At 70.4% G+C, this 26,480-nt stretch carries 30 protein-coding genes; 14 read left to right on the top strand and 16 right to left on the bottom strand.

The window, feature by feature from the left end; genetic code table 11:
* Positions 1-24: 24 nt before the first annotated feature.
* The 8 genes from ABTZ58_RS26375 to ABTZ58_RS26340 all read right to left on the bottom strand — a co-directional run bounded on the left by ABTZ58_RS26375 (position 25) and on the right by ABTZ58_RS26340 (position 5,731).
* Complete coding sequence (locus ABTZ58_RS26375) at positions 25-1,335, bottom strand: dicarboxylate/amino acid:cation symporter (protein ID WP_351361449.1); 1,311 nt, start codon at positions 1,333-1,335, stop codon at positions 25-27.
* Between the two features lie 65 nt (positions 1,336-1,400).
* On the bottom strand, positions 1,401-1,502 hold the full coding sequence (locus ABTZ58_RS26370; protein WP_351361446.1) for a putative leader peptide: 102 nt from the start codon (positions 1,500-1,502) through the stop codon (positions 1,401-1,403).
* 141 nt (positions 1,503-1,643) lie between these two features.
* Positions 1,644-1,943 carry a DUF4229 domain-containing protein gene (locus ABTZ58_RS26365; protein WP_351361443.1) on the bottom strand — a complete coding sequence of 100 codons (300 nt, stop codon included), beginning with the start codon at positions 1,941-1,943 and terminating at the stop codon, positions 1,644-1,646.
* A gap of 103 nt (positions 1,944-2,046) precedes the next feature.
* Positions 2,047-2,571, bottom strand: a complete 525-nt coding sequence (locus ABTZ58_RS26360; RefSeq protein WP_351361440.1) for a GNAT family N-acetyltransferase — start codon at positions 2,569-2,571, stop codon at positions 2,047-2,049.
* 16 nt (positions 2,572-2,587) lie between these two features.
* Positions 2,588-3,238: a UdgX family uracil-DNA binding protein gene (locus tag ABTZ58_RS26355; RefSeq protein WP_351361437.1), complete on the bottom strand. Its 651-nt coding sequence runs from the start codon at positions 3,236-3,238 to the stop codon at positions 2,588-2,590.
* A gap of 90 nt (positions 3,239-3,328) precedes the next feature.
* Entirely contained in the window at positions 3,329-4,492 is a 1,164-nt protein-coding gene (gene mqnE / locus ABTZ58_RS26350) for an aminofutalosine synthase MqnE (RefSeq protein WP_309096243.1), read from the bottom strand.
* Between the two features lie 38 nt (positions 4,493-4,530).
* Positions 4,531-4,986, bottom strand: coding sequence for an Lrp/AsnC family transcriptional regulator (locus ABTZ58_RS26345; RefSeq protein ID WP_094056892.1), 456 nt, complete (start codon positions 4,984-4,986; stop codon positions 4,531-4,533).
* A gap of 58 nt (positions 4,987-5,044) precedes the next feature.
* Positions 5,045-5,731 carry a UbiX family flavin prenyltransferase gene (locus ABTZ58_RS26340; RefSeq protein WP_351361432.1) on the bottom strand — a complete coding sequence of 229 codons (687 nt, stop codon included), beginning with the start codon at positions 5,729-5,731 and terminating at the stop codon, positions 5,045-5,047.
* 91 nt (positions 5,732-5,822) lie between these two features.
* Between ABTZ58_RS26340 and ABTZ58_RS26335 the strand changes: the two genes are divergently transcribed.
* On the top strand, positions 5,823-6,437 hold the full coding sequence (locus ABTZ58_RS26335) for a rhomboid family intramembrane serine protease (RefSeq protein ID WP_351361429.1): 615 nt from the start codon (positions 5,823-5,825) through the stop codon (positions 6,435-6,437).
* On the opposite strand, the gene ABTZ58_RS26330 is transcribed toward ABTZ58_RS26335, so the two are convergent.
* From ABTZ58_RS26330 to ABTZ58_RS26320, 3 genes are read right to left on the bottom strand one after another with little or no spacing between them, the layout of a single operon-like run.
* Positions 6,434-7,006, bottom strand: a complete 573-nt coding sequence (locus tag ABTZ58_RS26330) for a Uma2 family endonuclease (protein WP_311688044.1) — start codon at positions 7,004-7,006, stop codon at positions 6,434-6,436. The two genes, ABTZ58_RS26335 and ABTZ58_RS26330, sit on opposite strands and share 4 nt — an antisense overlap.
* Before the next feature lie 46 nt (positions 7,007-7,052).
* Complete coding sequence (gene mqnP, locus ABTZ58_RS26325) at positions 7,053-7,955, bottom strand: menaquinone biosynthesis prenyltransferase MqnP (protein ID WP_351361426.1); 903 nt, start codon at positions 7,953-7,955, stop codon at positions 7,053-7,055.
* The gene (locus tag ABTZ58_RS26320; protein WP_351361423.1) at positions 7,952-9,403 is read right to left on the bottom strand and encodes a menaquinone biosynthesis decarboxylase; all 1,452 of its coding nucleotides are present in this window, start codon (positions 9,401-9,403) and stop codon (positions 7,952-7,954) included. The genes mqnP and ABTZ58_RS26320 overlap by 4 nt, the downstream gene beginning before the upstream one ends.
* A gap of 68 nt (positions 9,404-9,471) precedes the next feature.
* Between ABTZ58_RS26320 and ABTZ58_RS26315 the strand changes: the two genes are divergently transcribed.
* The 3 genes from ABTZ58_RS26315 to ABTZ58_RS26305 all read left to right on the top strand — a co-directional run bounded on the left by ABTZ58_RS26315 (position 9,472) and on the right by ABTZ58_RS26305 (position 10,845).
* Entirely contained in the window at positions 9,472-9,792 is a 321-nt protein-coding gene (locus ABTZ58_RS26315) for a PLD nuclease N-terminal domain-containing protein (RefSeq protein WP_351361420.1), read from the top strand.
* A 106-nt stretch (positions 9,793-9,898) separates the two neighbouring features.
* On the top strand, positions 9,899-10,504 hold the full coding sequence (locus ABTZ58_RS26310) for a DUF6232 family protein (protein WP_351361417.1): 606 nt from the start codon (positions 9,899-9,901) through the stop codon (positions 10,502-10,504).
* The gene (locus ABTZ58_RS26305; protein WP_351361414.1) at positions 10,501-10,845 is read left to right on the top strand and encodes a hypothetical protein; all 345 of its coding nucleotides are present in this window, start codon (positions 10,501-10,503) and stop codon (positions 10,843-10,845) included. Before ABTZ58_RS26310 ends, ABTZ58_RS26305 begins: the two co-directional genes overlap by 4 nt.
* A gap of 1 nt (position 10,846) precedes the next feature.
* On the opposite strand, the gene ABTZ58_RS26300 is transcribed toward ABTZ58_RS26305, so the two are convergent.
* Both ABTZ58_RS26300 and ABTZ58_RS26295 read right to left on the bottom strand, forming a co-directional pair.
* On the bottom strand, positions 10,847-10,960 hold the full coding sequence (locus ABTZ58_RS26300; RefSeq protein WP_351361680.1) for a DUF397 domain-containing protein: 114 nt from the start codon (positions 10,958-10,960) through the stop codon (positions 10,847-10,849).
* Complete coding sequence (locus ABTZ58_RS26295) at positions 10,908-11,858, bottom strand: helix-turn-helix domain-containing protein (RefSeq protein ID WP_351361411.1); 951 nt, start codon at positions 11,856-11,858, stop codon at positions 10,908-10,910. The genes ABTZ58_RS26300 and ABTZ58_RS26295 overlap by 53 nt, the downstream gene beginning before the upstream one ends.
* Positions 11,859-11,963: 105 nt before the next feature.
* On the opposite strand from ABTZ58_RS26295, the gene ABTZ58_RS26290 reads away from it, so the two are divergent.
* The gene (locus ABTZ58_RS26290) at positions 11,964-12,572 is read left to right on the top strand and encodes a DUF7848 domain-containing protein (RefSeq protein ID WP_351361408.1); all 609 of its coding nucleotides are present in this window, start codon (positions 11,964-11,966) and stop codon (positions 12,570-12,572) included.
* A gap of 15 nt (positions 12,573-12,587) precedes the next feature.
* Here the strand turns inward: ABTZ58_RS26290 and ABTZ58_RS26285 are convergent, their stop codons facing one another.
* Both ABTZ58_RS26285 and uvrA read right to left on the bottom strand, forming a co-directional pair.
* On the bottom strand, positions 12,588-12,983 hold the full coding sequence (locus ABTZ58_RS26285) for a DUF6281 family protein (RefSeq protein ID WP_351361405.1): 396 nt from the start codon (positions 12,981-12,983) through the stop codon (positions 12,588-12,590).
* Positions 12,984-13,058: 75 nt separating this feature from the next.
* Positions 13,059-15,506, bottom strand: a complete 2,448-nt coding sequence (gene uvrA, locus ABTZ58_RS26280) for an excinuclease ABC subunit UvrA (protein WP_351361402.1) — start codon at positions 15,504-15,506, stop codon at positions 13,059-13,061.
* 81 nt (positions 15,507-15,587) lie between these two features.
* Here uvrA and ABTZ58_RS26275 point away from each other — a divergent pair, with 81 nt between their 5' ends.
* Together ABTZ58_RS26275 and ABTZ58_RS26270 are read left to right on the top strand one after the other, a co-directional pair.
* Complete coding sequence (locus tag ABTZ58_RS26275) at positions 15,588-16,340, top strand: MerR family transcriptional regulator (RefSeq protein WP_351361399.1); 753 nt, start codon at positions 15,588-15,590, stop codon at positions 16,338-16,340.
* 132 nt (positions 16,341-16,472) lie between these two features.
* The gene (locus tag ABTZ58_RS26270) at positions 16,473-17,699 is read left to right on the top strand and encodes a VanZ family protein (protein ID WP_351361396.1); all 1,227 of its coding nucleotides are present in this window, start codon (positions 16,473-16,475) and stop codon (positions 17,697-17,699) included.
* Positions 17,700-17,747: 48 nt separating this feature from the next.
* On the opposite strand, the gene ABTZ58_RS26265 is transcribed toward ABTZ58_RS26270, so the two are convergent.
* The gene (locus ABTZ58_RS26265; protein ID WP_003992141.1) at positions 17,748-18,185 is read right to left on the bottom strand and encodes a hypothetical protein; all 438 of its coding nucleotides are present in this window, start codon (positions 18,183-18,185) and stop codon (positions 17,748-17,750) included.
* Between the two features lie 507 nt (positions 18,186-18,692).
* On the opposite strand from ABTZ58_RS26265, the gene hemL reads away from it, so the two are divergent.
* The 7 genes from hemL to ccsB all read left to right on the top strand — a co-directional run bounded on the left by hemL (position 18,693) and on the right by ccsB (position 26,470).
* The gene (hemL, locus tag ABTZ58_RS26260) at positions 18,693-20,009 is read left to right on the top strand and encodes a glutamate-1-semialdehyde 2,1-aminomutase (protein WP_351361392.1); all 1,317 of its coding nucleotides are present in this window, start codon (positions 18,693-18,695) and stop codon (positions 20,007-20,009) included.
* Entirely contained in the window at positions 20,006-20,734 is a 729-nt protein-coding gene (locus ABTZ58_RS26255) for a histidine phosphatase family protein (protein ID WP_351361389.1), read from the top strand. The genes hemL and ABTZ58_RS26255 overlap by 4 nt, the downstream gene beginning before the upstream one ends.
* A gap of 168 nt (positions 20,735-20,902) precedes the next feature.
* Positions 20,903-22,195 (top strand): polysaccharide deacetylase family protein, encoded by a 1,293-nt coding sequence (locus ABTZ58_RS26250; protein ID WP_351361386.1) that lies wholly within the window; start codon positions 20,903-20,905, stop codon positions 22,193-22,195.
* 66 nt (positions 22,196-22,261) lie between these two features.
* Positions 22,262-22,885 (top strand): TlpA family protein disulfide reductase, encoded by a 624-nt coding sequence (locus ABTZ58_RS26245; RefSeq protein WP_351361383.1) that lies wholly within the window; start codon positions 22,262-22,264, stop codon positions 22,883-22,885.
* A gap of 1 nt (position 22,886) precedes the next feature.
* On the top strand, positions 22,887-23,660 hold the full coding sequence (locus ABTZ58_RS26240; RefSeq protein WP_351361380.1) for a cytochrome c biogenesis CcdA family protein: 774 nt from the start codon (positions 22,887-22,889) through the stop codon (positions 23,658-23,660).
* Positions 23,661-23,663: 3 nt separating this feature from the next.
* Complete coding sequence (gene resB / locus ABTZ58_RS26235; RefSeq protein ID WP_351361377.1) at positions 23,664-25,394, top strand: cytochrome c biogenesis protein ResB; 1,731 nt, start codon at positions 23,664-23,666, stop codon at positions 25,392-25,394.
* The gene (gene ccsB, locus ABTZ58_RS26230; RefSeq protein ID WP_351361374.1) at positions 25,391-26,470 is read left to right on the top strand and encodes a c-type cytochrome biogenesis protein CcsB; all 1,080 of its coding nucleotides are present in this window, start codon (positions 25,391-25,393) and stop codon (positions 26,468-26,470) included. The genes resB and ccsB overlap by 4 nt, the downstream gene beginning before the upstream one ends.
* Positions 26,471-26,480: the final 10 nt, after the last annotated feature.

Raw genomic sequence — 26,480 nt, 5'->3', positions numbered from 1 at the left:
CCGGTGCGCCAGGACGCCGGTGCGTCAGGCGGCGGCGGGCACCCGCCCGGGCCGCGCGTCACGCGGCTCGTCGTCCAGGGCGAGGGCGGATCCGTCGGCCGTGGCGTAGGCGTCGCGGTCGAGCAGGTTCTCGCGGGCCGAGACCAGGACCGGGATCAGCGCCTGCCCGGCGACGTTGGTCGCGGTGCGGATCATGTCGAGGATCGGGTCGATCGCGAGCAGCAGGCCCACACCCTCCATCGGCAGGCCGAGGGTGGACAGGGTCAGGGTCAGCATGACCGTCGCGCCGGTGAGACCGGCCGTGGCGGCGGAGCCGACCACCGAGACGAACGCGATCAGCAGGTAGTCGCCGACGCCCAGCTGGATGTCGAAGATCTGGGCGACGAAGATCGCGGCGATGGCCGGGTAGATCGCGGCGCAGCCGTCCATCTTGGTCGTGGCGCCGAACGGCACGGCGAAGGAGGCGTACTCCTTCGGCACGCCGAGCCGCTCGGTGACCTTCTGCGTCAGCGGCATGGTGCCCACGGACGAGCGGGAGACGAAGGCCAGCTGGATCGCGGGCCAGGCGCCCTTGAAGAACTGGACGGGGTTGGCCTTGGCGACGGTGGCGAGCAGCGTCGGGTAGACGCCGAACATCACGAGGAGGCAGCCGATGTAGATGTCGGCGGTGAACGTCGCGTACTTGCCGATCAGGTCCCAGCCGTAGGTGGCGATGGCGTAGCCGATCAGGCCGATCGTGCCGAGCGGGGCGAGCCGGATGACCCACCACAGCGCCTTCTGCAGCAGGCTGAGGACGGACTCGCTCAGGGTGAGGATCGGCTGGGCCTTCTCGCCGAGCTGGAGGGCGGCGATACCGGCGACGGCGGCCATGAAGACGATCTGCAGGACGTTCAGCTGGGTGAACGGCGTGATGACGTCGGTCGGCACGATGCCGGTGAGGAAGTCGATCCAGGAGCCGGTGGTCTGGGGCTTCGCGCCGTCCTTGGGCGTGAGGCCGGTACCGGAGCCGGGGTTGGTCACCAGGCCGATGACGAGGCCGATACTCACCGCGATCAGCGACGTGATCATGAACCAGAGGAGGGTGCGCGAGGCCAGGCGGGCCGCGTTGTTGACCTTCCGCAGGTTGGTGATCGAGACCAGGATCGCGAAGAAGACGAGCGGTGCGACGGCCAGCTTCAGCAGGCCGATGAAGGTGTCACCGACCTTCTCCAGGGTGGTGACCAGCCAGGACAGGTCCTGGCTGCGGGCGAGCCAGCCGAGCAGGGCGCCCAGGACGAGGCCGGAGAGTATCTGGACCCAGAAGGGGACGTTGAAGAACTTCAGACGTGGGGACACGCGACTGACTCCGTTGGGGGACGCGTAACGGGGGGACTGACGTGGGCGGCGGGGGTTGCGTTACGTCAGGAACGACAGAAAGCGGACGCGCACCGACAGAGATCCACGTGCAGCCGTGCCACGAGCGGAGCGCTCAGGGGCGAATGAGGCACGACTGCTGACTTCATACCAGGACCTTAACACCTGAGCTTTGAGGACCCCAAAGCCTGGCTTTGATAGGTGACGGGTCACACACGCCCATACAAGGCAAAGCGCCCCGTGTCCGCGCATGTGCGGAAACGGGGCGCTGTTCGCCTGCGGAGGGGACCTTACGAGGTCTGCCCCTGGGCCCGGGCGGTGTCGTCGGCGACGTCCTCCTGGTTGCGGTTGGCGTCCAGGTTGGCCTTCATCCGCTCGACGCGCTGCGCGACCTGGATGGACGCCCGGTCGCGCTCCTTGCGCAGCACGACGAAGCTGATCGGCGCGGAGATCAGCAGCGCGAGCAGCACGACCCACAGGCCGTTGCTGTCGCCCAGGCCGCGCGGGGCGAGGCCCGAGTAGACGGCGCCCCAGACGACCACGAGGCAGCCCACGAAGACACCGAGGCGCATCAGCGTGTAGCGGAGCATCTCAATCCACTCTTCCGTTTCGAACGGCCGGAACACACCCAAAGGGGCACCGTCCAGTGAAGCACGCCGGAGGGCCGATCTCGCAGGGGGGTCAGAGCAGGGGTCAGTGCAGCGGGAGCAGCATGATCACGTCGTCGCGGTCGTCGCCCGGCGCGACCCGGATGGCGCCCGGGATCCGGCCGACCTCCTTGTAGCCGCACGAGGCGTAGAACCGCTCCAGGCCGAGTCCGCCGCGGCAGGTCAGCCGGATCGCCTCGATCCCGCCGATCCCGCGGGCGGCGTCGGCGGCCGCGGCGAGCAGATCACGGCCGTAGCCCCGGCCCTGGTGACGCGGGTGCACCATCACCGTGTACAGCCACAGCCAGTGCGTCATCAGGCGGTGCGTGTTGAAGGTGAGGAACGCGGTCGCCGCGACCCGCCCCTCCTCGTCGTGCCCGACGAGCAGCCGGACCTGCCCCTCGACCATGGACGCGAGGTGCTTGACCAGCTGCGGCCGGATGTCCTCACGCGTCACCGGGGGCACGAAGCCGACGGCCCCGCCCGCGTTGGAGACATCGGTCCACAGGCCGAGGATGCCGTCGCGAAGCTCCGGGGTGACGGCCGGGTCCAGCGTGAAGGTAAGGGGCATGTGGGGATTGTAGCTATTACGACAGGGCCTGTGCCGCCACTTCCAAGTCCGAAACCAGCCCCTGGTAGGCCGCCTCCCGGTCGTCGGAGCGCAGCACCGCCGAGGGATGCACGGTCGGCACCAGCCGCTCCGGCCGCCCGTGGATCTCCTCCTCCAGCACGGTCCCGCGCACCTGGGTGACCCGGAACGAGGACCCGAGCAGCGCCTTCCCGGCGGTGGCCCCCAGCACGACGATCAGCTCCGGTTCCACGACCGCCAGCTCGGCGGCGAGCCAGGGCCCGCAGGCGGTCATCTCCCGCAGGGTCGGCGCCTTGTGGATCCGCCGCTTGCGCGGCTCGGCCTGGGTGAACTTGAAGTGCTTCACGGCGTTGGTGACATAGGCCTCGCCGGGGTCGATGCCGGCTTCCGCCAGGGCCCGGTCGAGCAGCTTCCCCGCGGGCCCGACGAACGGCTTCCCCTGCCGGTCCTCCTGATCCCCGGGCTGCTCCCCCACGAGCATCACCCGGGCGCCGCTGTCCCCGGCCCCGAAGACGGTCTGGGTGGCGTCCCGGTGCAGCGGACACCCCCGGCAGCCGGCGGCGGCCCGGCGCAAGGCGGCCAACCCACCCCGCCCGGGCACGAAGGGCTCAGCGGTGTAGGCGTCTTCCGGCGCCCCGGTGGCAACCATGCCGGCCGGGTACCCACCTCCGGGGCGCGGGGAACTGCGCGACCAGCCCCCACGCACCCGCACCCGCACCCGCACCCGGAATCGACGACGTCACACCCGCATCGGCTGTGGTGACTCGCGCCGCAGCGGGTCGGGCCCGTCGTACTCGCGGATGATCTCGTACCGCGTGTTGCGCTCAACGGGCCGGAACCCGGCGTCGCGAATGAGATCCAGCAGATCCTCACGCGTCAGCTTGTTCGGCGTGCCGAAGTTGTCCGCGTCGTGCGTGATCTTGTACTCGACGACCGACCCGTCCATGTCGTCGGCGCCGTGCTGCAGCGCCAGTTGCGCGGTCTGCACGCCGTGCATCACCCAGAAGACCTTCACGTGCGGCACGTTGTCGAACAGCAGCCGCGACACCGCGAACGTCTTCAGCGCCTCGGCGCCCGTCGCCATCTGCGTGCGCGCCTGGAGCCGGTTGCGGACCTTGCCGTCCTTCATGTCCACGAAGTCGTGCTGGTAGCGCAGCGGGATGAAGACCTGGAAGCCACCGGTCTCGTCCTGCAGCTCACGCAGCCGCAGCACGTGGTCCACCCGGTGCCGCGGCTCCTCGATGTGCCCGTACAGCATCGTGCACGGGGTCTTCAGGCCCTTCTCGTGCGCCAGCCGGTGGATCCGGGACCAGTCCTCCCAGTGCGTGCGGTGGTCCACGATGTGCTGCCGGACCTCCCAGTCGAAGATCTCCGCACCACCGCCGGTCAGCGACTCCAGGCCCGCGTCGATGAGCTCGTCCAGGATCTCCGACGCGCTCATCCCCGAGATGGTCTCGAAGTGGTGGATCTCGGTGGCCGTGAAGGCCTTCAGTGACACGTGCGGCAGGGCCGCCTTGAGCTCCCGCAGCGACCGCGGGTAGTACCGCCACGGCAGGTTCGGGTGGAGCCCGTTGACGATGTGCAGCTCGGTGAGGTTCTCCGACTCCATCGCCTTGGCGAGCTTGACGGCCTCCTCGATGCGCATCGTGTACGCGTCCTTCTCCCCCGGCTTGCGCTGGAAGGAGCAGTACGCGCAGGAGGCCGTGCACACGTTCGTCATGTTGAGGTGACGGTTGACGTTGAAGTGCACCACGTCGCCGTTCTTGCGCGTGCGCACCTCGTGCGCGAGGCCGCCGAGCCAGGCCAGGTCGTCCGACTCGTACAGCGCGATGCCGTCCTCACGGGTCAGGCGCTCACCGGCCCTGACCTTCTCCTCCAGCTCGCGCTTGAGCCCGAGATCCATGCCCACACCTTTCTACGGAGACGTCCCCAACCGTACGACTAGACCTCTTCGGGCAGTTCCCCGACCCGGTTCTCCCACTTCGTGGAGAGCACGATGGTGGTACGGGTCCGGGAGACGCCCTTGGTCCCGCTGAGCCGTCGGATGATCTTCTCCAGGCCGTCCACGTCCGCCGCCCGCACCTTGAGCATGTACGAGTCGTCGCCCGCGATGAACCAGCAGTCCTCGATCTCCGACAGGTCCCGCAGCCGCTGCGCCACGTCCTCGTGGTCGGTGGCGTCGGACAGGGAGATGCCGATGAGGGCGGTGACGCCGAGGCCGAGGGAGGCCGCGTCGACGGTGGCCCGGTAGCCGGTGATGACACCGGCCGCCTCCAGCCGGTTGATGCGGTCGGTGACGCTGGGTCCCGACAGGCCGACGAGGCGTCCCAGCTCCGCGTAGGAGGCCCGGCCGTTCTCCCTCAGGGCCTGGATGAGCTGCCTGTCCACCGCGTCCATTGCGATCGAAGCCTTCCGCTGAAGTTGTCTGTGGTCCGATGAGTTCCGGTGTGCCCGCTCAGCCGGCGCGGTGCGCTCCGCCGCCGAGTTCACCTTGCCAACGGCGGTAGAGCGTGTGCGGCACGCCCGCCGCGTCGAGTACGCGTCCGGCGACGAAGTCCACCAGGTCCTGGATGTGCGTCGCGCCCGCGTAGAAGGCGGGTGAGGCGGGCACGACCGTCGCGCCCGCGTCGTCGAGGGTGACCAGGTGCCGCAGGGTCTGGCCGTTCAGCGGGGTCTCCCGTACGGCCACGATCAGCTTGCGTCCCTCCTTGAGGGTCACGCTCGCCGCCCGCTGCAACAGGTCCTTCGACAGCCCGAGCGCGACCCCGGCCACGCTCGCCGTCGAGGCGGGCACGATGAGCATGCCCTTGGTGGGGTACGACCCCGAGGAGGGTCCGGCGGCCAGGTCGCCGGCGCTCCAGTGCCGGACGGCGTCGAGGTCGACGGAGAAGGTGTCCGGCTTGCCGTCGGCGCCCCGGGACAGCCATTCCCGCAGGTCGGCCTGCCAGTGGGCGTCCCGGAAGGAGATCCCGGTCTCGTCGAGGAGGGTGAGCCGGGAGGCCCGGGACACCACGAGGTCGACGCTTTCGCCGGCGTCGAGCAGGGCCCGCAGCACGGCGGCGGCATACGGGGTGCCGGAGGCGCCGGACACCCCTACGATCCAAGGCGTACGCGGCGTCTCGCCTGGCTTGACTGGGTTCACGACTCCGAGCCTATCCGGCGTCGCGGGGTGGGAACCGGCCCAGGGGTGCGGGCCGTTGCACGGAGAGGACGAGTGAGCACTGGGGGTCGCCATGCCGGGTCCGCGTGAAGGGTGGTCGACGGGGGACCGCGCGCTGGCCGCGGGCAAGCTGATGCTGGCCTGGATCGCGCTGCTGTGGTTGCTGGAAGCGGTCGACGTGGCGACGGGTCACGCGCTGGACCGCTTCGGCATCACCCCGCGCGACCCGTCCGAGCTGGCCGACGTCGTCCCGTCGGCCTTCCTCCACTTCGGTTTCGCGCACCTGGCGTCGAACACGCTGCCGCTGCTGGTCCTGGGCTTCCTGGCGGCGCTGGCGGGCCTGCGCCGCTTCCTGCTCGTCTGCGCGCTGATCGTCCTCGTCGACGGCCTGGGCGTGTGGCTCATCTCCCCGGCGCACACGAACACGGCGGGCGCGTCGGGCCTGATCTTCGGCCTTTTCGGCTTCCTCCTGGTCAGCGGCTTCGTGGAGCGCCGCCCCTGGGGCATCCTGGCCGGCGTCCTGATCGCCGCGATCTGGGGCGGCACCATCCTCACGGGCCTGGCCCCCACCCAGACGGGCATCAGCTGGCAGGGCCACCTGCTGGGGCTGCTGGCGGGAGTGGGCGCGGCGTTCGCCTTCCGCCGCCGGGCCGCGAGCCGAGCCCTCACCTGGGAGGAACGCCCTTAGTCGCGGTCGCGCGCCTTGCGATCGACCGGCAGGTGGGTGGTGGGGATGATCAGCTTGCCGAGCGGGGAGTCGAGGGTCAGTTCGTGACCGTACGGAAGGGTGTCCCGCCCGCGGTAGCCGTCGGGGCCGGGGTTCCACATGGTCACGAGGTGCCCTTGGAGCGGGTCGAGGACCAGGTAGTTGGCGATGCCGCGCGAGGCGTACCAGCGGGGCTTCACCTCGTAGTCGCGGCGAACGCTCTCCGGTGACACCACTTCGGCCACGAGCTCGATCAAGTCGGCCGGGTAAGCGCTGTGGTTCTCGTCCTCCGCCTCCGCCGGGATGACGGCGAGGTCGGGGCAGAACTCGTTGGCGTCGTCGAACGGAAAGGCGACGTCGCTCACCAGGGCCCACTCGGGTGGCAGCTGTCCCTCGACGATGTTCCACAGCCGCTGGATGGTCTTCCCGTGGAACGGCCTGACCGGGTTCATCACGATGCTGCCCTCGACAATCTCCGTCAGATAGCCGGGGAACAGGTCCTCCAGCTTGCTGAGCTGCGAGTGCAGGCGGTCGATGTCCGAGACGGTCATGGCGGCCTCCTTGGGATCCTGCACCCGATGGTAGGCCGCACCGTAATCACACGGTCAGACCTCGCACGAGCAGATCCAACAGCGCGCACACGAACAGGGCGATGCCGATGAAGCCGTTGACGCTGAAGAACGCCCGGTTCACGCGGGAGAGGTCGTGCGGGCGGACGATGGAGTGCTCGTAGAGGAACGCGGCGGCGACGATCAGCAGGCCCAGCCAGAAGAAGACGCCCGCGTCTGTGGCCAGGGCGTACCAGACGAACAGGGCCGTCGTCAGGGCGTGGCACACCCGCGCGCCCCAGATCGCCGCCGGGATGCCGAAGCGCGCCGGGACGGACATGACGCCTATCTCGCGGTCGGTCTTCACGTCCTGGCAGGCGTAGATCAGGTCGAAGCCGCCGATCCAGATGCCGACGGCGAGGCCCAGGATGACCGCGTCCCACGACCAGGAGCCCGAGACGGCCAGCCAGCCGCCGATCGGCCCCATCGCCTGGGCGAGGCCGAGGATGGCCTGCGGGAAGTTCGTGAACCGCTTGCCGTACGGGTAGACCACCATCGGGATCACCGCGATGGGGGCCAGGGCCAGGCACAGGGGGTTGAGCAGGGCCGCCGCGCCGAGGAACACGGCCAGGGCGATCAGCGCGCCCGTCCAGGCGTGCTTCACCGACATCGCGCCGGTCACCAGCTCGCGCTGCGCCGTGCGCGGGTTCCGCGCGTCGATCTCCCGGTCGATGATCCGATTGACCGCCATCGCGAACGTGCGCAGGCCGACCATGCAGACGGTGACCAGCAGCAGCCTGCCCCAGTGGATGTTCCTGTCCCACTCGTACATCGCCGTCAGGGCGGCGATGTACGCGAAGGGCAGCGCGAAGACCGAGTGCTCGATCATCACAAGACGCAGGAACGCCTTGGTGCGTCCCGGCTGCGGGATCGCGGCGGAAGCGGAGGTCACAGCCCGTACTCCTTCCAGCGGCGGTCCACCTTCGCCGCCGTCTCCGGGTCCGACTCGACCATGTCGGGCCAGCCGCCGTCGCGCGTGTAGCCCTCCTCGGGCCACTTCTTCGTCGCGTCGATCCCGGCCTTGCCGCCCCAGAACTGCTGGTAGGACGCGTGGTCCAGATGGTCGACCGGGCCCTCGACGATGCTCAGGTCGCGGGCGTAGTCCGTGTTGCCCAGCGCCCGCCAGGCCACCTCGTGCAGGTCGTGCACGTCGCAGTCGGAGTCGACGACCACGATCAGCTTGGTCAGCGACATCATGTGCGCGCCCCAGATGGCGTGCATGACCTTCTGCGCGTGCTTGGGGTACTTCTTGTCGATCGAGACGATCGCGCAGTTGTGGAAGCCGCCCGCCTCCGGCAGGTGGTAGTCCACGATGTCCGGCACGATGATCTTCAGCAGCGGCAGGAAGAAGCGTTCCGTCGCCCGGCCCAGCGGCCCGTCCTCCGTCGGGGGCCTGCCCACGACGATCGACTGGAGCAGCGGCCGCTTCCGCATCGTGACGCAGTCGATCTTCAGCGCCGGGAAGGGCTCCTGCGGCGTGTAGAAGCCCGTGTGGTCGCCGAACGGCCCCTCGGGCAGCATCTCGCCCGGCTCCAGCCAGCCCTCGATGACGACCTCGGCCTGCGCCGGGACCTGGAGCGGCACGGTCTTGCAGTCGACCATCTCGATCCGCTTGCCCGCGAGGAACCCGGCGAACAGGTACTCGTCGATGTCCCCGGGCAGCGGCGCGGTCGAAGCGTACGTCACGGCGGGCGGGCAGCCGAAGGCGATCGCGACCGGCAGCCGCTCACCGCGGCGCGCGGCCACCTGGTAGTGGTTGCGGCTGTCCTTGTGGATCTGCCAGTGCATGCCGATGGTGCGCTTGTCGTGCCGCTGGAGCCTGTAGAGGCCCAGGTTGCGCACGCCGCTCTCGGGGTCCTTGGTGTGCGTGAGCCCCAGGTTGAAGAACGACCCGCCGTCCTTCGGCCAGGTGAACAGGGCGGGCAGCCGGTCGAGGTCGACGTCGTCCCCGGTGAGCACGACCTCCTGCACGGGGCCGTCCTTGACCTTCTTCGGCGGCACGTGCGTCATCGCGCCGAGCTTGCCGAACGCCTCCCGCACACCGACGAACCCGTGCGGCAGCTCGGGCTTCAGCAGCCCGCCGATCCGCTCGGAGATCTCCGCGTACGACTTCAGGCCCAGGGCCTTCAGCAGCCGCCGGTCCGTGCCGTACACGTTCATCGCGAGCGGCATGCTCGACCCGCGCACGTTCTCGAAGAGCAGCGCCGGGCCGCCGGCCTTCTGCACCCGGTCGACGATCTCCCCGACCTCCAGGTACGGGTCCACCTCGGCCTTGATGCGCTTGAGGTCGCCCTCGCGCTCCAGCGCCCTGAGCAGGGAGCGAAGATCGTCGTAAGCCATGGGGTCCAGTATCCCCGAGCGGCTACGCTGGCCTGGAACCACCCACCGCTTTCGCTGAGAGGCCGCGCATGCTCCGGGTACTGATGTTCCTCGTGCCGCTGGCGCTGAGCGTGTACGCGTTCATCGACTGCATCAGCACCAAGGACGACGACATCCGCCACATGCCCAAGCCGCTGTGGGCGATCCTCGTGCTGCTGTTCCCGCTCGTCGGCTCGATCTCCTGGCTGATCGCCGGCAAGAAGCGCAGCCCGGCCGCCGACGGCTGGTCCGGCGTCCGGGGCGGCCGCTCCCGGCAGCAGTGGGTGGCGCCGGACGACAACCCCGACTTCCTGAAGTCCCTCGACGAGGACAGGAACAAGGACGACGACCCCAGGCGCGACGAGTCCTGATCGCTTCCGCCGGGAAACGGGTTGCTGTCCTGGCACGCATGGTCGTCAATGGTGTTCCCACAGTGACCACGGTCACTTCGTGCTCACCGGCCTTCAGGGGGACACCATGGAAACGCAACAGCCACCGGGGCAGTGGGACGTACCGCCCCCGCCCGCGACTCCGCCCCGCGCCCTGACCGACGTGGAACTCCGCGTCCACAACCGCCTGTTATGGGTCGGCGGAGCGGCCTACCCGCTGCGGAACATCGCCCGGGTCTACACCTTCACGCTCCACCCCAAGCGCAAGGAAGCCGTCTTCCGCTTCCTGACCCGCGCCGGGATCACCCTCGCCGTGGCGATCGGCCTGTCGATCATCGGCGGCCTGACCTACCTCGCCGACGAGTCGGCGGCCGGCGGACTGCTGACCTTCGTGTGGATCTGCTCGATCGCGGCCCTGATCTACTTCCTCGTCGAGATGCTCTCCGTCGTGACGGCCCAGTCGCACTACGTCCTCGCCGTCGAGACGGCCGGCCCGTCCACCGCGATGGTGACCAGCCGGGACCCCCACCATCTCGACCGGCTGGTGGGCTACGTGGCCGGCGCGCTGGAGAACCCCGACACCGAGTTCACGGTGACGGTGGAGCGCCTCACGATCAACTCGCCCTCGAACTACCACTTCGGCGACAACGTCAACATGTACGGCGGCAACGGGAACGTGGGGATCGCGGCATGAGCGGCAACAGCTACCACTATGGCGACAGCGTCACGATGCACGGCGGCAGCGGCAACACGGGCATCGTGAAGAACGGCACGACCGGGGACGCGGATCCCGCCCTGCGGCTGGCCCTGGCCGAACTGCTGCAAGGCGTCAGAGAGTTGCGCGAGCAGCTGCCACAGCCCAGTGTCCAGCTCATCGACGAGTCCCTGCCGGTGCTGGCAGCGGACGCGGCGCCGCCGCAGGAGCGGCACCGGGCGCTGATGGCTGTCGCCGCGATCGCCGCTGCCGTGGGGGCCGTGGGCCAGCCGGTCGCGGAAGCGGCCAACCGGGTCCTGCAGATGCTGGGCGGGCAGTAGGTCAGCGCAGGGCGGAGAGGAACGCGGACCAGGCGGACCGGGTCACGACCAGGACCGGTCCGTCAGGGTTCTTGCTGTCGCGGACGGGGACGGTTTCGTCGTAACCGGGGGCTATTTCGATGCAGTTGCCGCCGTTGGCGTCGCTGTAGCTGCTCTTGACCCAGGTGAGCTCGGTCCGGTCCATGATGCTCGTATCCCTCCATCGTCTCGCGGATCAGAGCGGCGGACTGGGGAGCTGACAGGGCGTCCGCCCTGAGCACATCATAGGTGCGGCTATGCCTCGCGAAGAGGGTTGGATCGTCGTTGAAGTGGCCGCGATCCAACGATTCCGAGTACACCCACTCGTGCCCGTCAGGCAGCTTGATGAGAGACATGGATCCGCTGGGACGGAACAAGCCGAGCCGACCGGACGGTGCGACCTGGATGCGGATGTTGGGTCGCTTACCGACGTTGAGCAAGTGGGCGCACTGGTCCCGCATGACGGCCGCGCTGCCGATCATGTTGCGCAGGCAGCTCTCATCGAGGACGACGATGTAGAGCGGGCCTGCATCCGCCAAGAAGCGCTGCTGCCGACTCAGTCGGGCCCGCACTCGCTCCTCGACTTCCTCCCCGCTGACGAGCAAGGAGAACAGCGCCCGGGCGTAGTCCGCCGTCTGCAACAAACCCGGCATGACGCGCTCCTGGTACTCCCGGAGAGCGATGGCCTCCTCATCCATCTCGGCCCGTCTCCGGAACCAGTCGGGATGCTCCACCTGCGGGTACCAGTCGATCCTGGCCCACAGCCGCGCCAACACCCCACCCGTCCCTAGAAGTTCGTCGCACGCCTTGGCGAAAGACTCCTGCGGCACCCTCGTACCGGCCTCCACCCGGGCCACGTGCGAGCGGTCGCACGGGATCTGCCGGGCCAGACCCTCCTGCGTGAGCAGTGCCGCCTCGCGAAAGTGCCGCAGCACCTCTCCGAACACCGCGGCCGTGCTCGCCCCCGACTCCGCTCCGCCATTGCGTCGGCCCACGGCAACCCCCTCCGTGACAGTGCGCCGGTGTCACACGTCAAGCATTGAAGCGAGCCATTCCCGTGCGCAACGCTCGATACACCCAGAGTGACGGAGGTGTGCGGAATGGAACCGGGAACGCTCGTCTACGACCCGCAGACGAACAGGGTCGGCGCGTACCAGGACAGGACCGGTCCGTACGTGATGCTGCGCCCGGTCGGCGGCGGCCGGGAGTGGCAGGCGGATCCGGCGCGGATCCGGGAGGCGACCCCGGAGGAACGGCTCAGCGCGGGCGTGCGCGCGGCCAACGACCGTTCCAGGGAGGGGTTGTCGGCTGATCCGAACCGGCCGCCGCTGCCGGTGCGGGGGTGCGCGGCGTGCGAGGAGCTGTCGGTGCGGCGGGACAGGGCACGGGCGGCGTTCGACGCGAGCGGCGTGACGGACGCGAACGTCCTGCTGCGCAAGCACCAACGTGAGGAGCACGGCGGGGAGTCGGCGGGACGCCGCGTCTTCCGGTACGTGCCGTACACGATCGTGCAGGACCCGTCCGCCCTGCCCGAGTACCAGGCGTACTGCGTCTCCGGCGAGGACACGGACTGCGGGGCGAGTTCGGGACCGTGCGCGGAGCCCGGCGAGGTGGAGGAGTGGCAGCGCAGGCACACCCAGGAGACCCGGCACCTGCGCTACCGCCGCAGCTTCGCCGACTACGCGGTGCTGGAGCGGCAGGGCGGCTGAGGACCCGGCCGGGCCTCAGGAGCCCTCGGTCGCTTTCCGCAGCTCGGGCGGGAGGTCCTCGACGGACTCCGCGACGACGAGGCGGTAGGTGTCGGTGTCCTCGGCGACCGCGACCGCGACGGCGGGGTCCACGCCGCGCACCGCGAACGCGGTCGTCAGGACCGGGCCCTCCCCGTCGTCGCCGTCGCCGGGCGTGTCGTCGCAGGCCGGGACGGTGGCGGGGCCGAGCGACCGTCCCAGGGGCACAGGGGTCTCCGGCCCGTCGAGGTAGGTGCGGCCGTCGTACTCGACGACGTAGGCGCAGGAGGCCTCGGCCTGCGCCCCGTCGTCCGGGGACGGGGCGCAGCCCGCGCCCAGGGGGACGACGACGGCCGCCACGGGCAGGGCCCACGACAGGAACGACGGCTTCACCGGTACACCTCCTCCGGGAGCCCGCGCTCCCGCACGTCGGATACGCGACGAAGACGTGCGGGGACCCGGGAACGTTCAGTCCCCGGGCGGCCCCTGCGCCACGAGCCGCCCGCCGCCCGTCCCGCCCACCGGGCCGAGGTCGATCAGCCAGTCGGAGGCCTGGATGACGTCGGTGTTGTGCTCGATGGTGACGACCGAGTGCCCGGCGTCGACGAGCCGTTGGAGGACGTCGAGGAGGCGGGCGGTGTCGGCCGAGTGCAGGCCCGTCGTCGGTTCGTCGAGGAGGTACAGGACGCGGCCCGTGGTGCGCCGGCCCAGTTCCTTCGCGAGTTTCAGGCGCTGGGCCTCGCCGCCGGAGAGGGTGGGGGCGGGCTGGCCGAGCGGGAGGTAGCCGAGGCCGACGTCCGCCATGCGGCGCAGCCGGGTCGCGACGGCCGGGACGTCCGCGAACACGGTCAGCGCCTCGTCCACCGTCGCCGCGAGCACCTCGGCGATGTCGTGGCCCTCGTGGCGCACCGACAGCACCTCGGGCCGGAAGCGGCGGCCCTTGCACGTGGGGCAGCGCACCTGCACCGCGGGCAGGAAGTGCATGCGCACGGTGAGGACGCCCGCGCCCTCGCAGCGTTCGCAGCGGCCCCCGGGCACGTTGAAGGAGAAGTGCCCGGCGGTGAGGGCGCCCCGGCTGCGGGCGGCGAAGACCTCGCGGATCGGGGTGAAGACGTCCGAGTAGGTGGCCGCGTTGGAGCGCGGGAGGCGGCTGATCGGCTCCTGGTCGATGAGGACGGCCTTGGACAGGTGCTCCCAGCCGTCGACGCCGTGGTGCTCGGCGGGCAGCTCGCCGGCCCGGTCGAAGTGCCGTCGGGCGGCCCGGCCCAGGATGTCCAGCAGCAGCGTCGACTTGCCGGAGCCGGACGGGCCCGTGACCGTCACCAGGCGGCGCAGCGGGATCCGGACGGTGAGGTCCTTGAGGTTGTGGGCCCGGGCCCCGCGGATCACGACGGCCGTGTCTCCGTCACCGCGTGCGCGGGACCGGGGTGCGGGGAGCCGGCCCGACAGGTACGCGCCGGTCACCGAACCCTCGGTCCGGGCGACCTCCCGCGGCGTGCCCGCCGCGACGATCCGGCCGCCGTCCCGGCCCGCGCCCGGGCCGACGTCGACCACGTGGTCCGCGGCGCGCAGCACCTCCAGGTCGTGCTCGATGACCAGCACCGTGTTGCCGAGGTCGCGCAGGCGGCGCAGGACGTCGATCAGGCGGGCGGTGTCCGAGGGGTGCAGGCCGATGGTCGGCTCGTCGAGGACGTAGAGGACGCCGGTGAGGCCGGAGCCGAGCAGGGCGGCCAGGCGCAGCCGCTGCGTCTCCCCGGCGGAGAGGCTGGGCGTGGCCTGGGCGAGGGTGAGGTAGCCGACGCCGACGTCCACCAGGCGCCGCACCCGCTCCTCCAGGTCGGCGACGACCGGCTCGACGAGCAGCCACTCGTCCCCGGCGGCCCGCTCGCGCAGCCCGGCGAGCCAGGTGGCGAGGTCGGTGAGGGGAAGCCGGGCGGCCTCGGTGATGCCGAGGCCGTGCACGGTCACCGCCCGGCTCTCCGCCCGCAGCCGGGTGCCGCCGCACTGCGTGCAGGGCTGCTTCACCAGGCCTTGCCGCTCGGCCCGTTCGCGGTACTCGGGGTCGTCGGCGCGTTCGGTGTAGCGGCGCAGCAGCGCCGTCGCGACGCCCTCGAAGCGGCCGGCCGACACGGTCTTCGGCGGTTCGACGCCTGGGAAGTGCCGCCGGAACTCGGGGCTGTCGACGCCGTGGAGCAGCAAGTCCCTCTCCGGCTCGCTCAGTTCGTCGACCGGGCGGTCCGTGTCGAAGGTGAAGCCGTAGTGCCCGGCGGCGGACCGCAGCTGGGGCAGACTCCACTCGGTGAACTTCGCGTTCCAGCCCCGCACCGCGCCGTCGGCGACCGACTTGGCGCCGTCGACCAGGCGCCGCGCGTCGGGCCGGATCTCCTCGCCCAGGCCGGTGCAGGCCGGGCAGGCACCGGCGGGCTTGTTGAAGGAGAAGGAGCCCATGACGAGGTCGGGCACGAGGTGACCGCAGTGCGGGCAGGGCCGCTGCTCGGCCTCGGCGTCCTCGTCGGGTTCGGCGCCGTCGGCGTACGCGGGCGGGATGCTCTGCCCGCAGCCCGGGCAGGGCCGTACGCCGATGCGCGACCACAACAGGCGCAGATAGGTGAAGACCTCGGTGACCGTGCCGACCGTGGAGCGGGGGCTGCGGTTGGTGTGGTGCTGGTCGACGCTGATGGACGGGGACAGGCCGGTGATCGAGTCGACGGCGGGTTTGCTCACGAAGCCGGTGACCATGCCCAGCGACTCCAGGTACTGCCGCTGGCCCTCCTGGTGGAGGGTGTCGAAGGCGAGGGTGGACTTGCCGGAGCCGGACAGGCCGGTCATGACGACCAGCTTGTTCTTCGGCAGGGAGAGGGAGACGTTCTTGAGGTTGTTCAGACGCGCACCGGTGACATGAATGCAGGGGTCCATTCCTTCAAGTGTTCCATTGAAGTGCGGTGTTGAGACTTTCGCTCATCTGAGGCCACTGTCCTTGCCGTAACCTTCAAATCGATGACGAAAGACGAACCCCGCCTGCGCCCCGTCGACCTGGCCCGCCTGGCCGGTGTCTCGACGCAGCAGATCCGCAACTACGAGGACGCCGGGGTGCTCCCGCCGGCCGCGCGCACCCCGTCCGGCTACCGCGTCTTCGGGGACGTGCACCGCCGCGCGCTGCGGGCGTACCGGACCATGCTGCGGGGCTACGGCCCGGTGACGGCGACGGCGATCATGCGCGCGGTCCACGACGGGAACGTCCCGGGCGCCCTCGCCCTGGTCGACGCCGCGCACGCCGCACAGCACGAGGAACGGGCATCCCTGCGGGCGGCGAGCGAGGCCCTGGAACTGCTCGCCCTGGAACCCCCGGCCCCGCTCCCCCGCTCCGGCGGCCTGCGCATCGGCGAGGTGGCCGCACTGCTGGGCGTCCGCACGTCCGCGCTCCGGGTGTGGGAGAGCGCCGGGCTGCTCACCCCGTCCCGCGAGCGCGGCACGGGGTACCGCGTCTACGAGCCGTCCGACGTCCGCGACGCCCGCCTGGTCCACACCCTGCGCCGCAGCCACTACCTGTTCGACCAGATCAGACCGGTCCTGGACGACCTGCGCAGGGAGGGCAGCACGCAGGCCCTGCGGGCGGCGATCACAGCCCGCGGCGAGACCCTGACGGCCCGGAGCCGGGGGATGATCGAGGGGGCGGGGGCGCTGCACGACTACCTGGACGCGCTCGCCCCGGCGACGCGACCCACAACGAGGGCGAAGTCCGGAAGCTGACTGCCGCGCTTGTCGAGCGGATGGCGCCGGAAGACCTGTCGACGATCTTCGCAGACGGGCCTAGACACCGCCTGCACCTCGTCAGCGCCTACTATACGCACTAAGTATAGACAGTGTGTATAGTGCCGCCGCATGACGGACGTATATCTGCTGCCGATCCGCACGGCCGCCCTGATCTTCCCGGGACTCGCCCTCCTGATGTTCGTGCCGACAGCGGTCGTCATCTACCGGCGGCACGGCGTCATGACCCGCTGGCGGGTGCTCTCGCTCTACGGGGGTGTGTACTACGCACTCACCGCCTTATGCCTGACGATCGTGCCGCTTCCGTCGCGGTCGGTGGACGTCTGCGCCAAGTACCCGTCCTTTGCCCATCCCCAGTTCACGCCCGGCAGGGCCTTCGCAGACATCTGGAAGGAGGCGCACCACCAAGTCACCCTCAACGCTCTGGTGCTCGGCAACTCGGCCGTCTGGCAGACCGTGTTCAACCTCCTCCTGCTGCTCCCGCTCGGAGTCTTCGTACGGATTCACTTCCGCAAGGGGCTGGTTGCGGCCACCGCGGCAGGACTCGCCGGGTCACTGCTCTTCGAGCTCACCCAGTACACGGGGTTGTGGGGTCTGTACGCGTGCCCGTACCGCCTTTTCGCCGTGGACGATCTCATCGCCAACACAGCGGGAGCGGCGCTCGGCTGGGCGGCGGCCGGGCCCCTGGCCCGCGTTCTGCCGGCCCTGACCACCTTGGACGACCGCGCGCTTGATCTCCGCAAGGTCCCCTTCGGGCGCCGCCTGGTGGCCCTGCTGCTGGACATGACGGGTGCCGCTCTACTGACCGGAGCCGTCGCCGGTCTCGTCTTCCTCGGCCTGGGGGCCGACGCCGTGCTGTGGGTCCCGCCCGTGGTCTGGGTGCTGTGGTTCGTGATGGTGCCGCGGTGGAGCGGCGCCACTCCGGGCAAGCACATCCTGCTGCTGAAGCTCGTCACGAGGAGCGGCGCCAGGCCGGGGCACGGTGCGCTCGTGTTGCGCGCAGCGGCGCTCGGCCTGCCCTTCGCTGTCATGTGGCTCATCGCGGGAGCGACTCTGCCGAACGCCGCCGCCGATCCCTCCGCCCTGATCGAGATCGCGGGCGGGGTCGGTTATCGGGACGTGGCCCACTCGATGGCAGCAGACCCGGTCGGCGGGCTCGCCATGCTCCTGGCCCCAGTGCCCTGCGTGGTCCTCATCGTCTGGTGCGTACAGGCAGTCCGCACGCACCCCGAAGGTCTCGGTCTTCACGAGACCCTCTCCGGAGTGCGGAACGAGGCCCTGCCGCACACCAGGGCCCGGCAAGGCGGGAGGGCCGGACAATGGCGCGCCCAGCCGTAGAGAGCCAGAGGCGGCAAGAGCAGGCCAACACAACCGAGCGGCCCCGGCTCAGGGCCACACCAGGCAATAAGCCTGATGCCCCGCCTCATGCAACCGGTGGCTGAAGTCCTGCCACTCGTGCAGCAGTTGGTACACGTTGAACGCGTCCCGCGGCCCGCCCCGGTCCGGGACCGTCGACCAGATGAAGGCTGCCGCTCCGACCGCCTCCTCGCCGATGCCGCGCAGGGGGTCGACGACCGTCATGGGGAGTTTGACGACGGCGTAGTCGGGGTGCAGGACGACCAGTTCCAGCGGCGGGACCTTGTGCAGGGGCACGCCCTCGATGCCGGTCAGGACCATCGCGGCCATGGTCTCCGGCTTGATCTTCGTGAACATGCCGTTCATGCCGAGCTCGTCGCCGCCGAGTTCCTCGGGACGCATCGAGATCGGGACGCGGGCCGCGGTGGCGCCGTCGGGCGCGCCGAAGTACTTGTACGTCACCCCCACCCGACCACCATTCCCGCTCCCGGCCCGAAGATCGCCCACTCGGCGTTCAGTACGTCCGTCGAGGCGCTCCGGTTCACTCGGCCGACCCGGTGCCTGACGGGTCTCCTGCGTGTCCTCCGCTTCGCGCCGGTGCCTTCCCCGCCGGGCACGTCGAGGACCCAGGTCATCAGTCCCCTCGCCCAGTCCGCCACCGCGATGCATATCTCCACCCGACTGCTTTTCTAGGACGCGTCGCCCCCGCCGCGCAACCCGATCATCGTGTCAGTGACCTCCCCCACGGCCGCCCGCCGAAACGTGCGCTGAAACATCTGTCCGCAGGGATCTTCGCAGCCTCCGACCAGCCTGGGGCCGTTCGAGCTGTGTGTATCAGGTCCCAGTCTCGCAGACGACGGGAGCCGGGGGTCCGGTTGTCCCACGCCCGGGCCCGCGGCCCCCTGGCCTACCCTGAACAGGTCACTGGCACCCGGAGCCCGACTACGTCGGAGAAGGTCGGAGAAGTCGCAGGTCATGAGCGAACTGTCATATCCGTATGAAGCACCGGCCTCGCAGGCTCTGTTCGACCGCGCGGCCGCCGTCACGCCCGGCGGCGTGAACTCCCCGGTCCGGGCCTTCCGGGCCGTCGGCGGCACCCCCCGGTTCATGGTGTCCGGGTCGGGCCCGTATCTGACGGACGCCGACGGGCGGGAGTACGTGGACCTGGTGTGTTCCTGGGGTCCGATGATCCTCGGGCACGCGCACCCCGAGGTGATCGCCGCCGTGCAGGACGCCGTCGCCCGCGGCACGTCCTTCGGCACGCCCGGCGAGGGCGAGGTCGCGCTCGCCGAGGAGATGATCGCCCGGGTCGCGCCGCTGGAGCAGGTGCGGCTCGTCTCCAGCGGCACCGAGGCGACCATGTCGGCGATCCGCCTCGCGCGCGGGTTCACGCAGCGCACCAAGGTGATCAAGTTCGCCGGGTGCTACCACGGCCACGTCGACTCGCTGCTCGCCGCGGCCGGCAGCGGCGTCGCCACCTTCGCGCTGCCCGACACCCCGGGCGTCACGGGCGCCCAGGCCGGCGACACGATCGTCCTGCCCTACAACGACCTCGACGCCGTGCGCGAGGCCTTCCGGGCCCACCCCGGCGAGATCGCCTGCGTGATCACCGAGGCCTCCCCGGGCAACATGGGCGTCGTACCGCCCGCGGAGGGGTTCAACCAGGGCCTGAAGGACCTCTGCTCGGACAACGGCGCCCTGTACATCTCCGACGAGGTGATGACCGGCTTCCGGACTAGCCGCGCCGGGTGGTTCGGGGTCGACGGCGTGGTCCCGGACCTGATGACCTTCGGCAAGGTGATGGGCGGCGGCTTCCCGGCCGCGGCCTTCGGCGGACGCGCGGACGTGATGGCGCACCTCGCCCCGGCCGGGCCCGTCTACCAGGCCGGCACCCTCTCCGGGAACCCGGTCGCCACCGCCGCCGGCCTCGCCCAGCTGCGGCTGCTCGACGACGCGGCGTACGCGAAGGTCGACGCCGTGTCGAAGGAGATCCAGGGCCTGGTCACCGAGGCCCTGGCCAAGGAGGGCGTCGCGCACCGGCTGCAGACCGCCTCCAACATGTTCTCGGTGTTCTTCACCGACCGGCCCGTGCGCGACTACGAGGACGCCAAGGCGCAGGAGTCCTTCCGCTTCACCGCGTTCTTCCACGCGATGCTCGCGCACGGCGTCTACCTGCCGCCGTCCTCCTTCGAGTCCTGGTTCGTGTCCACCGCGCACGACGAGCGGGCCGTGCAGAAGATCGCCGACGCCCTCCCGGCGGCGGCCCGAGCGGCGGCGGAGGCGACGGCATGAGCGACGCGACGAGCCCCAACAGCGACGTGAGCGGCAAGAGCGGCAAGAGCGACCAGGACATCACCGTCGTCCACCTGATGCGGCACGGCGAGGTCGCCAACCCGGACGGCATCCTCTACGGCCGGCTGCCCGGCTACCACCTCTCCGACCTCGGCCGCCGCATGGCCGACCGGGTCGCCGAGCACCTGGCCCCGCGGGATGTGACGTACGTCGTCGCCTCGCCGCTGGAGCGCGCGCAGGAGACGGCCGAGCCGATCGCCAAGGCGCACGGGCTGGACCTGGCGACGGACGAGCGGCTGATCGAGGCCGAGAACATCTTCCAGGGCAAGACGTTCGGCGTCGGGGACGGGGCGCTGCGCAAGCCCGGCAACTGGCGGCACCTGGTGAACCCGTTCCGGCCGTCCTGGGGCGAGCCGTACGTGGACCAGGTCGTGCGGATGATGAGCGCGCTGGGCGCGGCGAAGGACAAGGCCCGCGGGCACGAGGCGGTCGTGGTCAGCCACCAGCTGCCCATCTGGATCGTGCGGTCCTACGTCGAGCGGCGGCGGCTGTGGCACGACCCGCGCAAGCGGCAGTGCACCCTCGCCTCGCTGACGACCTTCACGTACCGGGGCGACCGGATCGTCTCCGTCGGCTACAGCGAGCCGGCCCGCGACCTCGTCCCGGCGCATCTCCTCGCGGGGGCGAAGCCGGTGAAGGGCAAGGACAAGGCGTTCGGCGCATAGGGCCTGGCGGCCCTCGGCGCCCGGGACCTGGCGGCCCCGACGGGCCTGGCCCTATCCGATCGCTTTTGACTCCTTCGTTACGGAATCTGCGCATTCAGGCGGAACCTGCCCGACCGTCACGTCCTCTGACCGGGTGACCACCAGAGAACGTGACGGATCGGGGAAGCAATGCGCCCTTACTCCCGCAGGGGAATGCTCTCAATCGGCGCGGGAGCCGCCGCCGCTGTCTCGCTCGCCGGGTGCGCCGGCCTCACGGGGTCGGACGACGCGAGCCACGCCGACGGTTCCGGCGGCGACAGCGCGCAGGGCCGGCCGAAGCCCGGGCCCACCGCCCGCCCCATCGGCGACGGCTCCACCGCCTACACCGGCAAGCAGCCCCACCAGCCCGCCAGGCCCGAGCCGCTGGAGCCGGGGCAGGCGCCCCCGCAGTTCGTCGTGTTCTCCTGGGACGGCGCCGGCGAGGTCGGCAACGGCCTCTTCCCGCGCTTCCTGGACCTGGCGAAGGAGCACGGCGCGAGCATGACCTTCTTCCTGTCCGGGCTGTACCTGCTGCCCGAGTCGAAGAAGCGCCTCTACGACCCGCCGAACAACCCGCGCGGCGCCTCCGACATCGGCTACCTCACCGACGCGCACATCAGGGACACCCTGAAGAACGTCCGCCGCGCCTGGCTGGAGGGCCACGAGATCGGCACGCACTTCAACGGTCACTTCTGCGGCGAGTCCCACGGCTCGGTCAAGCACTGGACACCGCGGCAGTGGCGCAGCGAGATCGACCAGGCGAAGTCGTTCGTGAAGGAGTGGCGCACCAACACCGGCTGGACGGACCTGCCGGTGCTGCCGTTCGACTACGACAAGGAACTCGTCGGCGGCCGGACGCCCTGTCTGCTCGGCCAGGACAACCTGCTGCCCACCGCCCGCAGGCTCGGCTGGCGCTACGACGCCTCCTCCCCGGGCGGGCGCCAGGTGTGGCCCGTGAAGCGGCAGGGCATCTGGGACCTGCCGCTGCAGCAGATACCCTTCCCCGGCCGCCGCTTCGAGGTCCTCTCCATGGACTACAACATGCTGGCCAACCAGTCCCTGAACTCCACCAAGGCCCCCGCGCACAACTACCCGGGCTGGCGCGAGCAGGCGGCCCAGGCCTACATCCAGGGATTCAAGCGGGCATACGAGACGAACCGGGCACCCCTCTTCATCGGCAACCACTTCGAGCAGTGGAACGGCGGCATCTACATGGACGCCGTCGAGGAGGCCTTCCAGCACATCGCCCGCGAGAAGGACAAGGGCGGCGATGTGCGTCTGGTCTCTTTCCGGCAGTACGTCGACTGGATGGACGCGCAGCGGCCCGAGGTGCTGGCGAAGCTGCGCACCCTCGACGTCGGGCAGCAGCCGGCGGGCGGCTGGCGGGAGTTCCTGAAGGCGGCCCCCACCGGATCGGGTTCACCCTCCTCGAACGCCGCCTGAAATGCGGTTTTCCGCCCGCAAGGGGGGTGGGCGAGATCCCCGGAACGGACATGCGAAACTTTTCACATGAGTGCCGCCAGCCACGCCCCCCTGCGCTCGAACCGCACCCGCAGCCGCGCCGCCCTGCTCACCGCCGGTGCCGCGGCCGCGGCGCTGACCCTGTCCGCGTGCAGCTCCGGCGGGACCTCGGGCGGGGGCGGTGACACCAACTTCGTCCTGGGCAAGGACGGCATCGCCACCGCCGACAAGGGCGAGCGCGCGGACGCCCCGGACCTGTCCGGCAAGACCGTCGACGGCAAGCAGCTGGACGTCGACGACTACAAGGGCAAGGTCGTCGTCGTCAACGTCTGGGGCTCGTGGTGCCCGCCCTGCCGAGCCGAGGCCCCCGGCTTCCAGAAGGTCTCCGAGGACCTGAAGGACAAGGGCGTCCAGTTCGTCGGCATCAACACCCGCGACACCAGCACCGGCCCGGCCCTCGCCTTCGAGAAGGCCTACGGGGTGACCTACCCGAGCCTGTACGACCCGACGGGCAAGCTGATGCTCCGGTTCGAGCGCGGCACCCTCAACCCGCAGGCGATCCCCTCCACCCTCGTCTTCGACCGGGAGGGCCGGATCGCCGCCCGCTCGCTCCAGGCGCTGAGCGAGGAGAAGCTGCGCAAGATGATCGCCCCGGTCCTCGCGGAGAAGTGACGTGACCTCCGCAGTCACCACGCTCGCGGCGACGGGCTACAACGGCACGGTGCTCAACGGCGCCCTGCTGGCGGCCCTGCCCATCGCGCTGCTCGGCGGACTGGTCTCCTTCTTCTCCCCCTGCGTCCTGCCGCTCGTCCCCGGCTACCTGTCCTACGTGACCGGCGTCACGGGCACCGACCTGGCCGAGGCCCGGCGGGGCCGGATGGTCGCCGGCGCCTCCCTGTTCGTGCTCGGCTTCACGGCGGTGTTCGTCTCCTCCGGGGCGCTGTTCGGCTACTTCGGCGACACGCTCCAGGCCAACCGGGGCGTGCTGTCCAAGGTGCTCGGCGGGCTCATGATCCTCATGGGCGTGTTCTTCATGGGGCTGATGCCCTGGATGACCCAGCGCGAGTTCCGCCTCCACAAGCGGCCGGTGACCGGCCTGGTCGGGGCGCCGCTGCTGGGCGCGCTGTTCGGCATCGGCTGGACGCCCTGCATCGGCCCCACCCTCGCCTCCGTGCTGGCCCTCTCCTCCAACCAGGGCAGCGCGGGGCGCGGCGCCATACTGACGGTGGCGTACTGCCTCGGCCTCGGGGTGCCCTTCGTGCTCGCCGCGGTCGCCTTCCGCAAGGCGCTGGGCGCCTTCGGCTGGGTCAAGCGCCACTACGTCTGGGTGATGCGCATCGGCGGCAGCATGATGATCGTCACCGGTCTGCTGCTGCTGACCGGCGCCTGGGACCGCATCGTGCAGGAGATGCAGACCTGGTCCAACGGCTTCACTGTGGGGATCTGACCGATGAGCAAGACCAGCACCACCGGCCCGGCCCCCGTCGGCGGCCCCGAGGACACCGACCTCGGCGACGCCGGAGCCCAGCTGTCCACCGCCCCCAAGGAGGAGGCGCCGAACCTGCCCTCCCTCGGGGTCGTCGGCTGGGCCCGCTGGTTCTGGCGGCAGCTCACCTCCATGCGGGTCGCGCTGCTGCTGCTGTTGCTGCTGTCACTGGGCGCGATCCCCGGCTCGCTGATCCCGCAGACCGGCATCGACGCCACCAAGGTCGCCGAGTTCCGCGAGAAGAACCCCACCCTCGGTGACGTCTACGACAAGCTCGGGCTGTTCCACGTCTACAGCTCGGTGTGGTTCTCCGCGATCTACATCCTGCTGTTCGTCTCGCTCATCGGCTGCATCGTGCCCCGCACCTGGCAGTTCGTCGGCCAGCTGCGCGGCCGCCCGCCGGGCGCGCCCAGGCGGCTGACCCGGCTGCCCGCCCACGCCACGTGGCGCACCACGGCCGAGCCGGAGCAGGTCCGCGAGGCCGCGCTCGCCCTGTTGAAGAAGCGCCGCTTCCGCGCGCACCTCGCCGGTGACGCGGTCGCCGCCGAGAAGGGCTACCTGCGCGAGGTCGGCAACCTCGTCTTCCACCTCGCCCTGATCGTGATGCTGATCGCTTTCGCCTGGGGCCAGCTGTTCAAGGCGGAGGGCTTCAAGCTGGTCGTCGAGGGCGACGGCTTCTCCAACACCCTCACCCAGTACGACGACTTCAAGTCCGGCAGCCTCTTCACCCAGGACGACCTGAACCCCTTCAGCTTCCGCCTGAAGGATTTCACGGGCACCTACGAGATGAGCGGCCCCAATCGGGGCACCCCGCGCACGTACCAGGCGACCGTCGACTACAGCGAGGGCGCCTACGGCAAGGACCGGCACAAGACCATCAAGGTCAACGAGCCGCTCACCATCGGTGACACCAAGGTCTACCTCGCCAGCCACGGCTACGCCCCGGTCGTCACCGTCCGCGACGGCAAGGGCCGCGTCGTCTACCGCGACGCCGTGCCGCTGCTGCCGCTGGACGGCTTCGCGACCTCCTCCGGCGCCATCAAGGTCATGGACGGCTACCGCAACGCCAAGGGCGAGAAGGAACAGCTCGGCTTCCAGGCGTTCTTCGTGCCCACCTACAACGGCGGCGCGATGGTCTCCCAGTTCCCGGCGCTGATGAGCCCGGTGCTCGCGCTGAACGCCTACCACGGCGACCTGGGCGTCGACTCGGGCCTGCCGCAGAGCGTGTACCAGCTCGACAAGAAGAACATGAAGGAGTTCAAGAACTCCGAGGGCGAGCTGCTGAAGAAGCTGCTCAAGCCCGGCCAGACCATGCAGCTGCCGAACGGCGCCGGCTCGATCACCTTCGAGAAGGACATCAGGGAGTGGGCGCAGTTCCAGATCACCCAGCAGCCCGCCAGCGGCTGGGCCCTGGGCGGCGCCGTCGCCGCGGTCTTCGGACTGGCCGGCTCGCTGTTCATCCAGCGCCGCCGCGTCTGGGTCCGCGCGGTCCGGGGCGCCGACGGCGTCACCGTCGTCGAGATGGCCGGTCTCGGCCGCAGCGAGTCCGCGAAGGTCCCCGAGGAACTGGGGGACCTCGCCGGGACCCTGTACGACCAGGCGCCCGCAGCGCCCGACCCCGCAGATTCCCCCGACCCCGCCCAGGAGCCGGGCACCACGACCCCCGTACCTGCCGAAGGGGCTGAGAAGCAGTGACGCTCGCCGCCGCGACGAACGAGAACCTCGCCAACATCAGCAACACGCTGATCTACTCCGCGATGGCCGTCTACACCCTGGCCTTCTTCGCGTACATCGCCGAATGGCTCTTCGGCAGCCGCAGCAAGGTCGCCCGCACCGCGGCCGCGCTCACGGCGACGTCCGCGGTGAAGAATGCGCCCGCCGTCACCGTCAACCAGGCGGGCGGCACCGCCGTCCTGGAGCGCCCGAAGGTCACCGTGCGGGCCGCGGCCGGCCAGCGGGACGTGCCGGACGGGCCGGGGGCGCACGGCGGCGACGAGCAGGGCGACCTGTACGGCCGGATCGCCATCTCCCTCACCGTGGTCGCGTTCCTCGTCGAGCTCGGCGGCGTCATCGCCCGCGCGGCCTCCGTGGAGCGGGCCCCGTGGGGCAACATGTACGAGTTCAACATCACGTTCTCCACCGTCGCCGTCGGCGTGTACCTCGGCCTGCTGGCGCTGAAGAAGAACGTCCGCTGGCTCGGCCTGTTCCTGACCACCACCGTCCTGCTGGACCTGGGCCTCGCCGTCACGGTCCTGTACACGGCGAGCGACCAGCTGGTCCCGGCCCTGCACTCGTACTGGCTGTACATCCACGTCTCCACCGCGATCTTCTGCGGCGCGGTCTTCTACGTGGGCGCGGTCGGCACGATCCTGTACCTGTTCAAGGACTCCTACGAGAACAAGCTCGCGAGCGGCGGCCGGCCCGGCACCTTCGCGACCTCCGTGCTGGAGCGGCTGCCCTCCGCCGCCTCCCTGGACAAGTTCTCCTACCGCGTCAACGCCGCCGTCTTCCCGCTGTGGACCTTCACGATCATCGCGGGCGCGATCTGGGCGGGCGACGCCTGGGGCCGCTACTGGGGCTGGGACCCCAAGGAGACCTGGTCCTTCATCACCTGGGTCGCCTACGCCGGTTACCTGCACGCCCGCGCCACGGCCGGCTGGAAGGGCCGCAAGGCCGCCTACCTGGCCCTGCTCGCCTTCGCCTGCTGGCTGTTCAACTACTACGGCGTGAACATGTTCGTCTCCGGCCTGCACTCGTACGCGGGCGTGTAGCCCCGGGGGC

Source organism: Streptomyces sp. NPDC094143, assembly GCF_040303825.1.
Lineage (GTDB): Bacteria > Actinomycetota > Actinomycetes > Streptomycetales > Streptomycetaceae > Streptomyces.
Note: the sequence above shows the minus strand (reverse complement) of the source record. Positions and strands in the feature narration are given on the sequence as shown.

What these genes read in the sequence shown, in the direction of transcription:
- ABTZ58_RS26315 (WP_351361420.1), top strand. Translation starts at nt 9,472, where the DNA reads ATGCTCCGGGTACTGATGTTCCTCGTGCCGCTGGCGCTGAGCGTGTAC.
- ABTZ58_RS26360 (WP_351361440.1), bottom strand. Translation starts at nt 2,571, where the DNA reads ATGCCCCTTACCTTCACGCTGGACCCGGCCGTCACCCCGGAGCTTCGC.
- mqnE (WP_309096243.1), bottom strand. Translation starts at nt 4,492, where the DNA reads ATGGATCTCGGGCTCAAGCGCGAGCTGGAGGAGAAGGTCAGGGCCGGT.
- uvrA (WP_351361402.1), bottom strand. Translation starts at nt 15,506, where the DNA reads ATGGACCCCTGCATTCATGTCACCGGTGCGCGTCTGAACAACCTCAAG.
- ABTZ58_RS26255 (WP_351361389.1), top strand. Translation starts at nt 20,006, where the DNA reads ATGAGCGACGCGACGAGCCCCAACAGCGACGTGAGCGGCAAGAGCGGC.
- ABTZ58_RS26250 (WP_351361386.1), top strand. Translation starts at nt 20,903, where the DNA reads ATGCGCCCTTACTCCCGCAGGGGAATGCTCTCAATCGGCGCGGGAGCC.
- ABTZ58_RS26365 (WP_351361443.1), bottom strand. Translation starts at nt 1,943, where the DNA reads ATGCTCCGCTACACGCTGATGCGCCTCGGTGTCTTCGTGGGCTGCCTC.
- ABTZ58_RS26370 (WP_351361446.1), bottom strand. Translation starts at nt 1,502, where the DNA reads ATGAAGTCAGCAGTCGTGCCTCATTCGCCCCTGAGCGCTCCGCTCGTG.
- ABTZ58_RS26275 (WP_351361399.1), top strand. Translation starts at nt 15,588, where the DNA reads ATGACGAAAGACGAACCCCGCCTGCGCCCCGTCGACCTGGCCCGCCTG.
- ABTZ58_RS26335 (WP_351361429.1), top strand. Translation starts at nt 5,823, where the DNA reads ATGCCGGGTCCGCGTGAAGGGTGGTCGACGGGGGACCGCGCGCTGGCC.
- ABTZ58_RS26310 (WP_351361417.1), top strand. Translation starts at nt 9,899, where the DNA reads ATGGAAACGCAACAGCCACCGGGGCAGTGGGACGTACCGCCCCCGCCC.
- ABTZ58_RS26330 (WP_311688044.1), bottom strand. Translation starts at nt 7,006, where the DNA reads ATGACCGTCTCGGACATCGACCGCCTGCACTCGCAGCTCAGCAAGCTG.
- ABTZ58_RS26270 (WP_351361396.1), top strand. Translation starts at nt 16,473, where the DNA reads ATGACGGACGTATATCTGCTGCCGATCCGCACGGCCGCCCTGATCTTC.
- ABTZ58_RS26290 (WP_351361408.1), top strand. Translation starts at nt 11,964, where the DNA reads ATGGAACCGGGAACGCTCGTCTACGACCCGCAGACGAACAGGGTCGGC.
- hemL (WP_351361392.1), top strand. Translation starts at nt 18,693, where the DNA reads ATGAGCGAACTGTCATATCCGTATGAAGCACCGGCCTCGCAGGCTCTG.
- ABTZ58_RS26355 (WP_351361437.1), bottom strand. Translation starts at nt 3,238, where the DNA reads ATGGTTGCCACCGGGGCGCCGGAAGACGCCTACACCGCTGAGCCCTTC.
- ABTZ58_RS26305 (WP_351361414.1), top strand. Translation starts at nt 10,501, where the DNA reads ATGAGCGGCAACAGCTACCACTATGGCGACAGCGTCACGATGCACGGC.
- ABTZ58_RS26345 (WP_094056892.1), bottom strand. Translation starts at nt 4,986, where the DNA reads ATGGACGCGGTGGACAGGCAGCTCATCCAGGCCCTGAGGGAGAACGGC.
- ABTZ58_RS26245 (WP_351361383.1), top strand. Translation starts at nt 22,262, where the DNA reads ATGAGTGCCGCCAGCCACGCCCCCCTGCGCTCGAACCGCACCCGCAGC.
- resB (WP_351361377.1), top strand. Translation starts at nt 23,664, where the DNA reads ATGAGCAAGACCAGCACCACCGGCCCGGCCCCCGTCGGCGGCCCCGAG.
- ABTZ58_RS26320 (WP_351361423.1), bottom strand. Translation starts at nt 9,403, where the DNA reads ATGGCTTACGACGATCTTCGCTCCCTGCTCAGGGCGCTGGAGCGCGAG.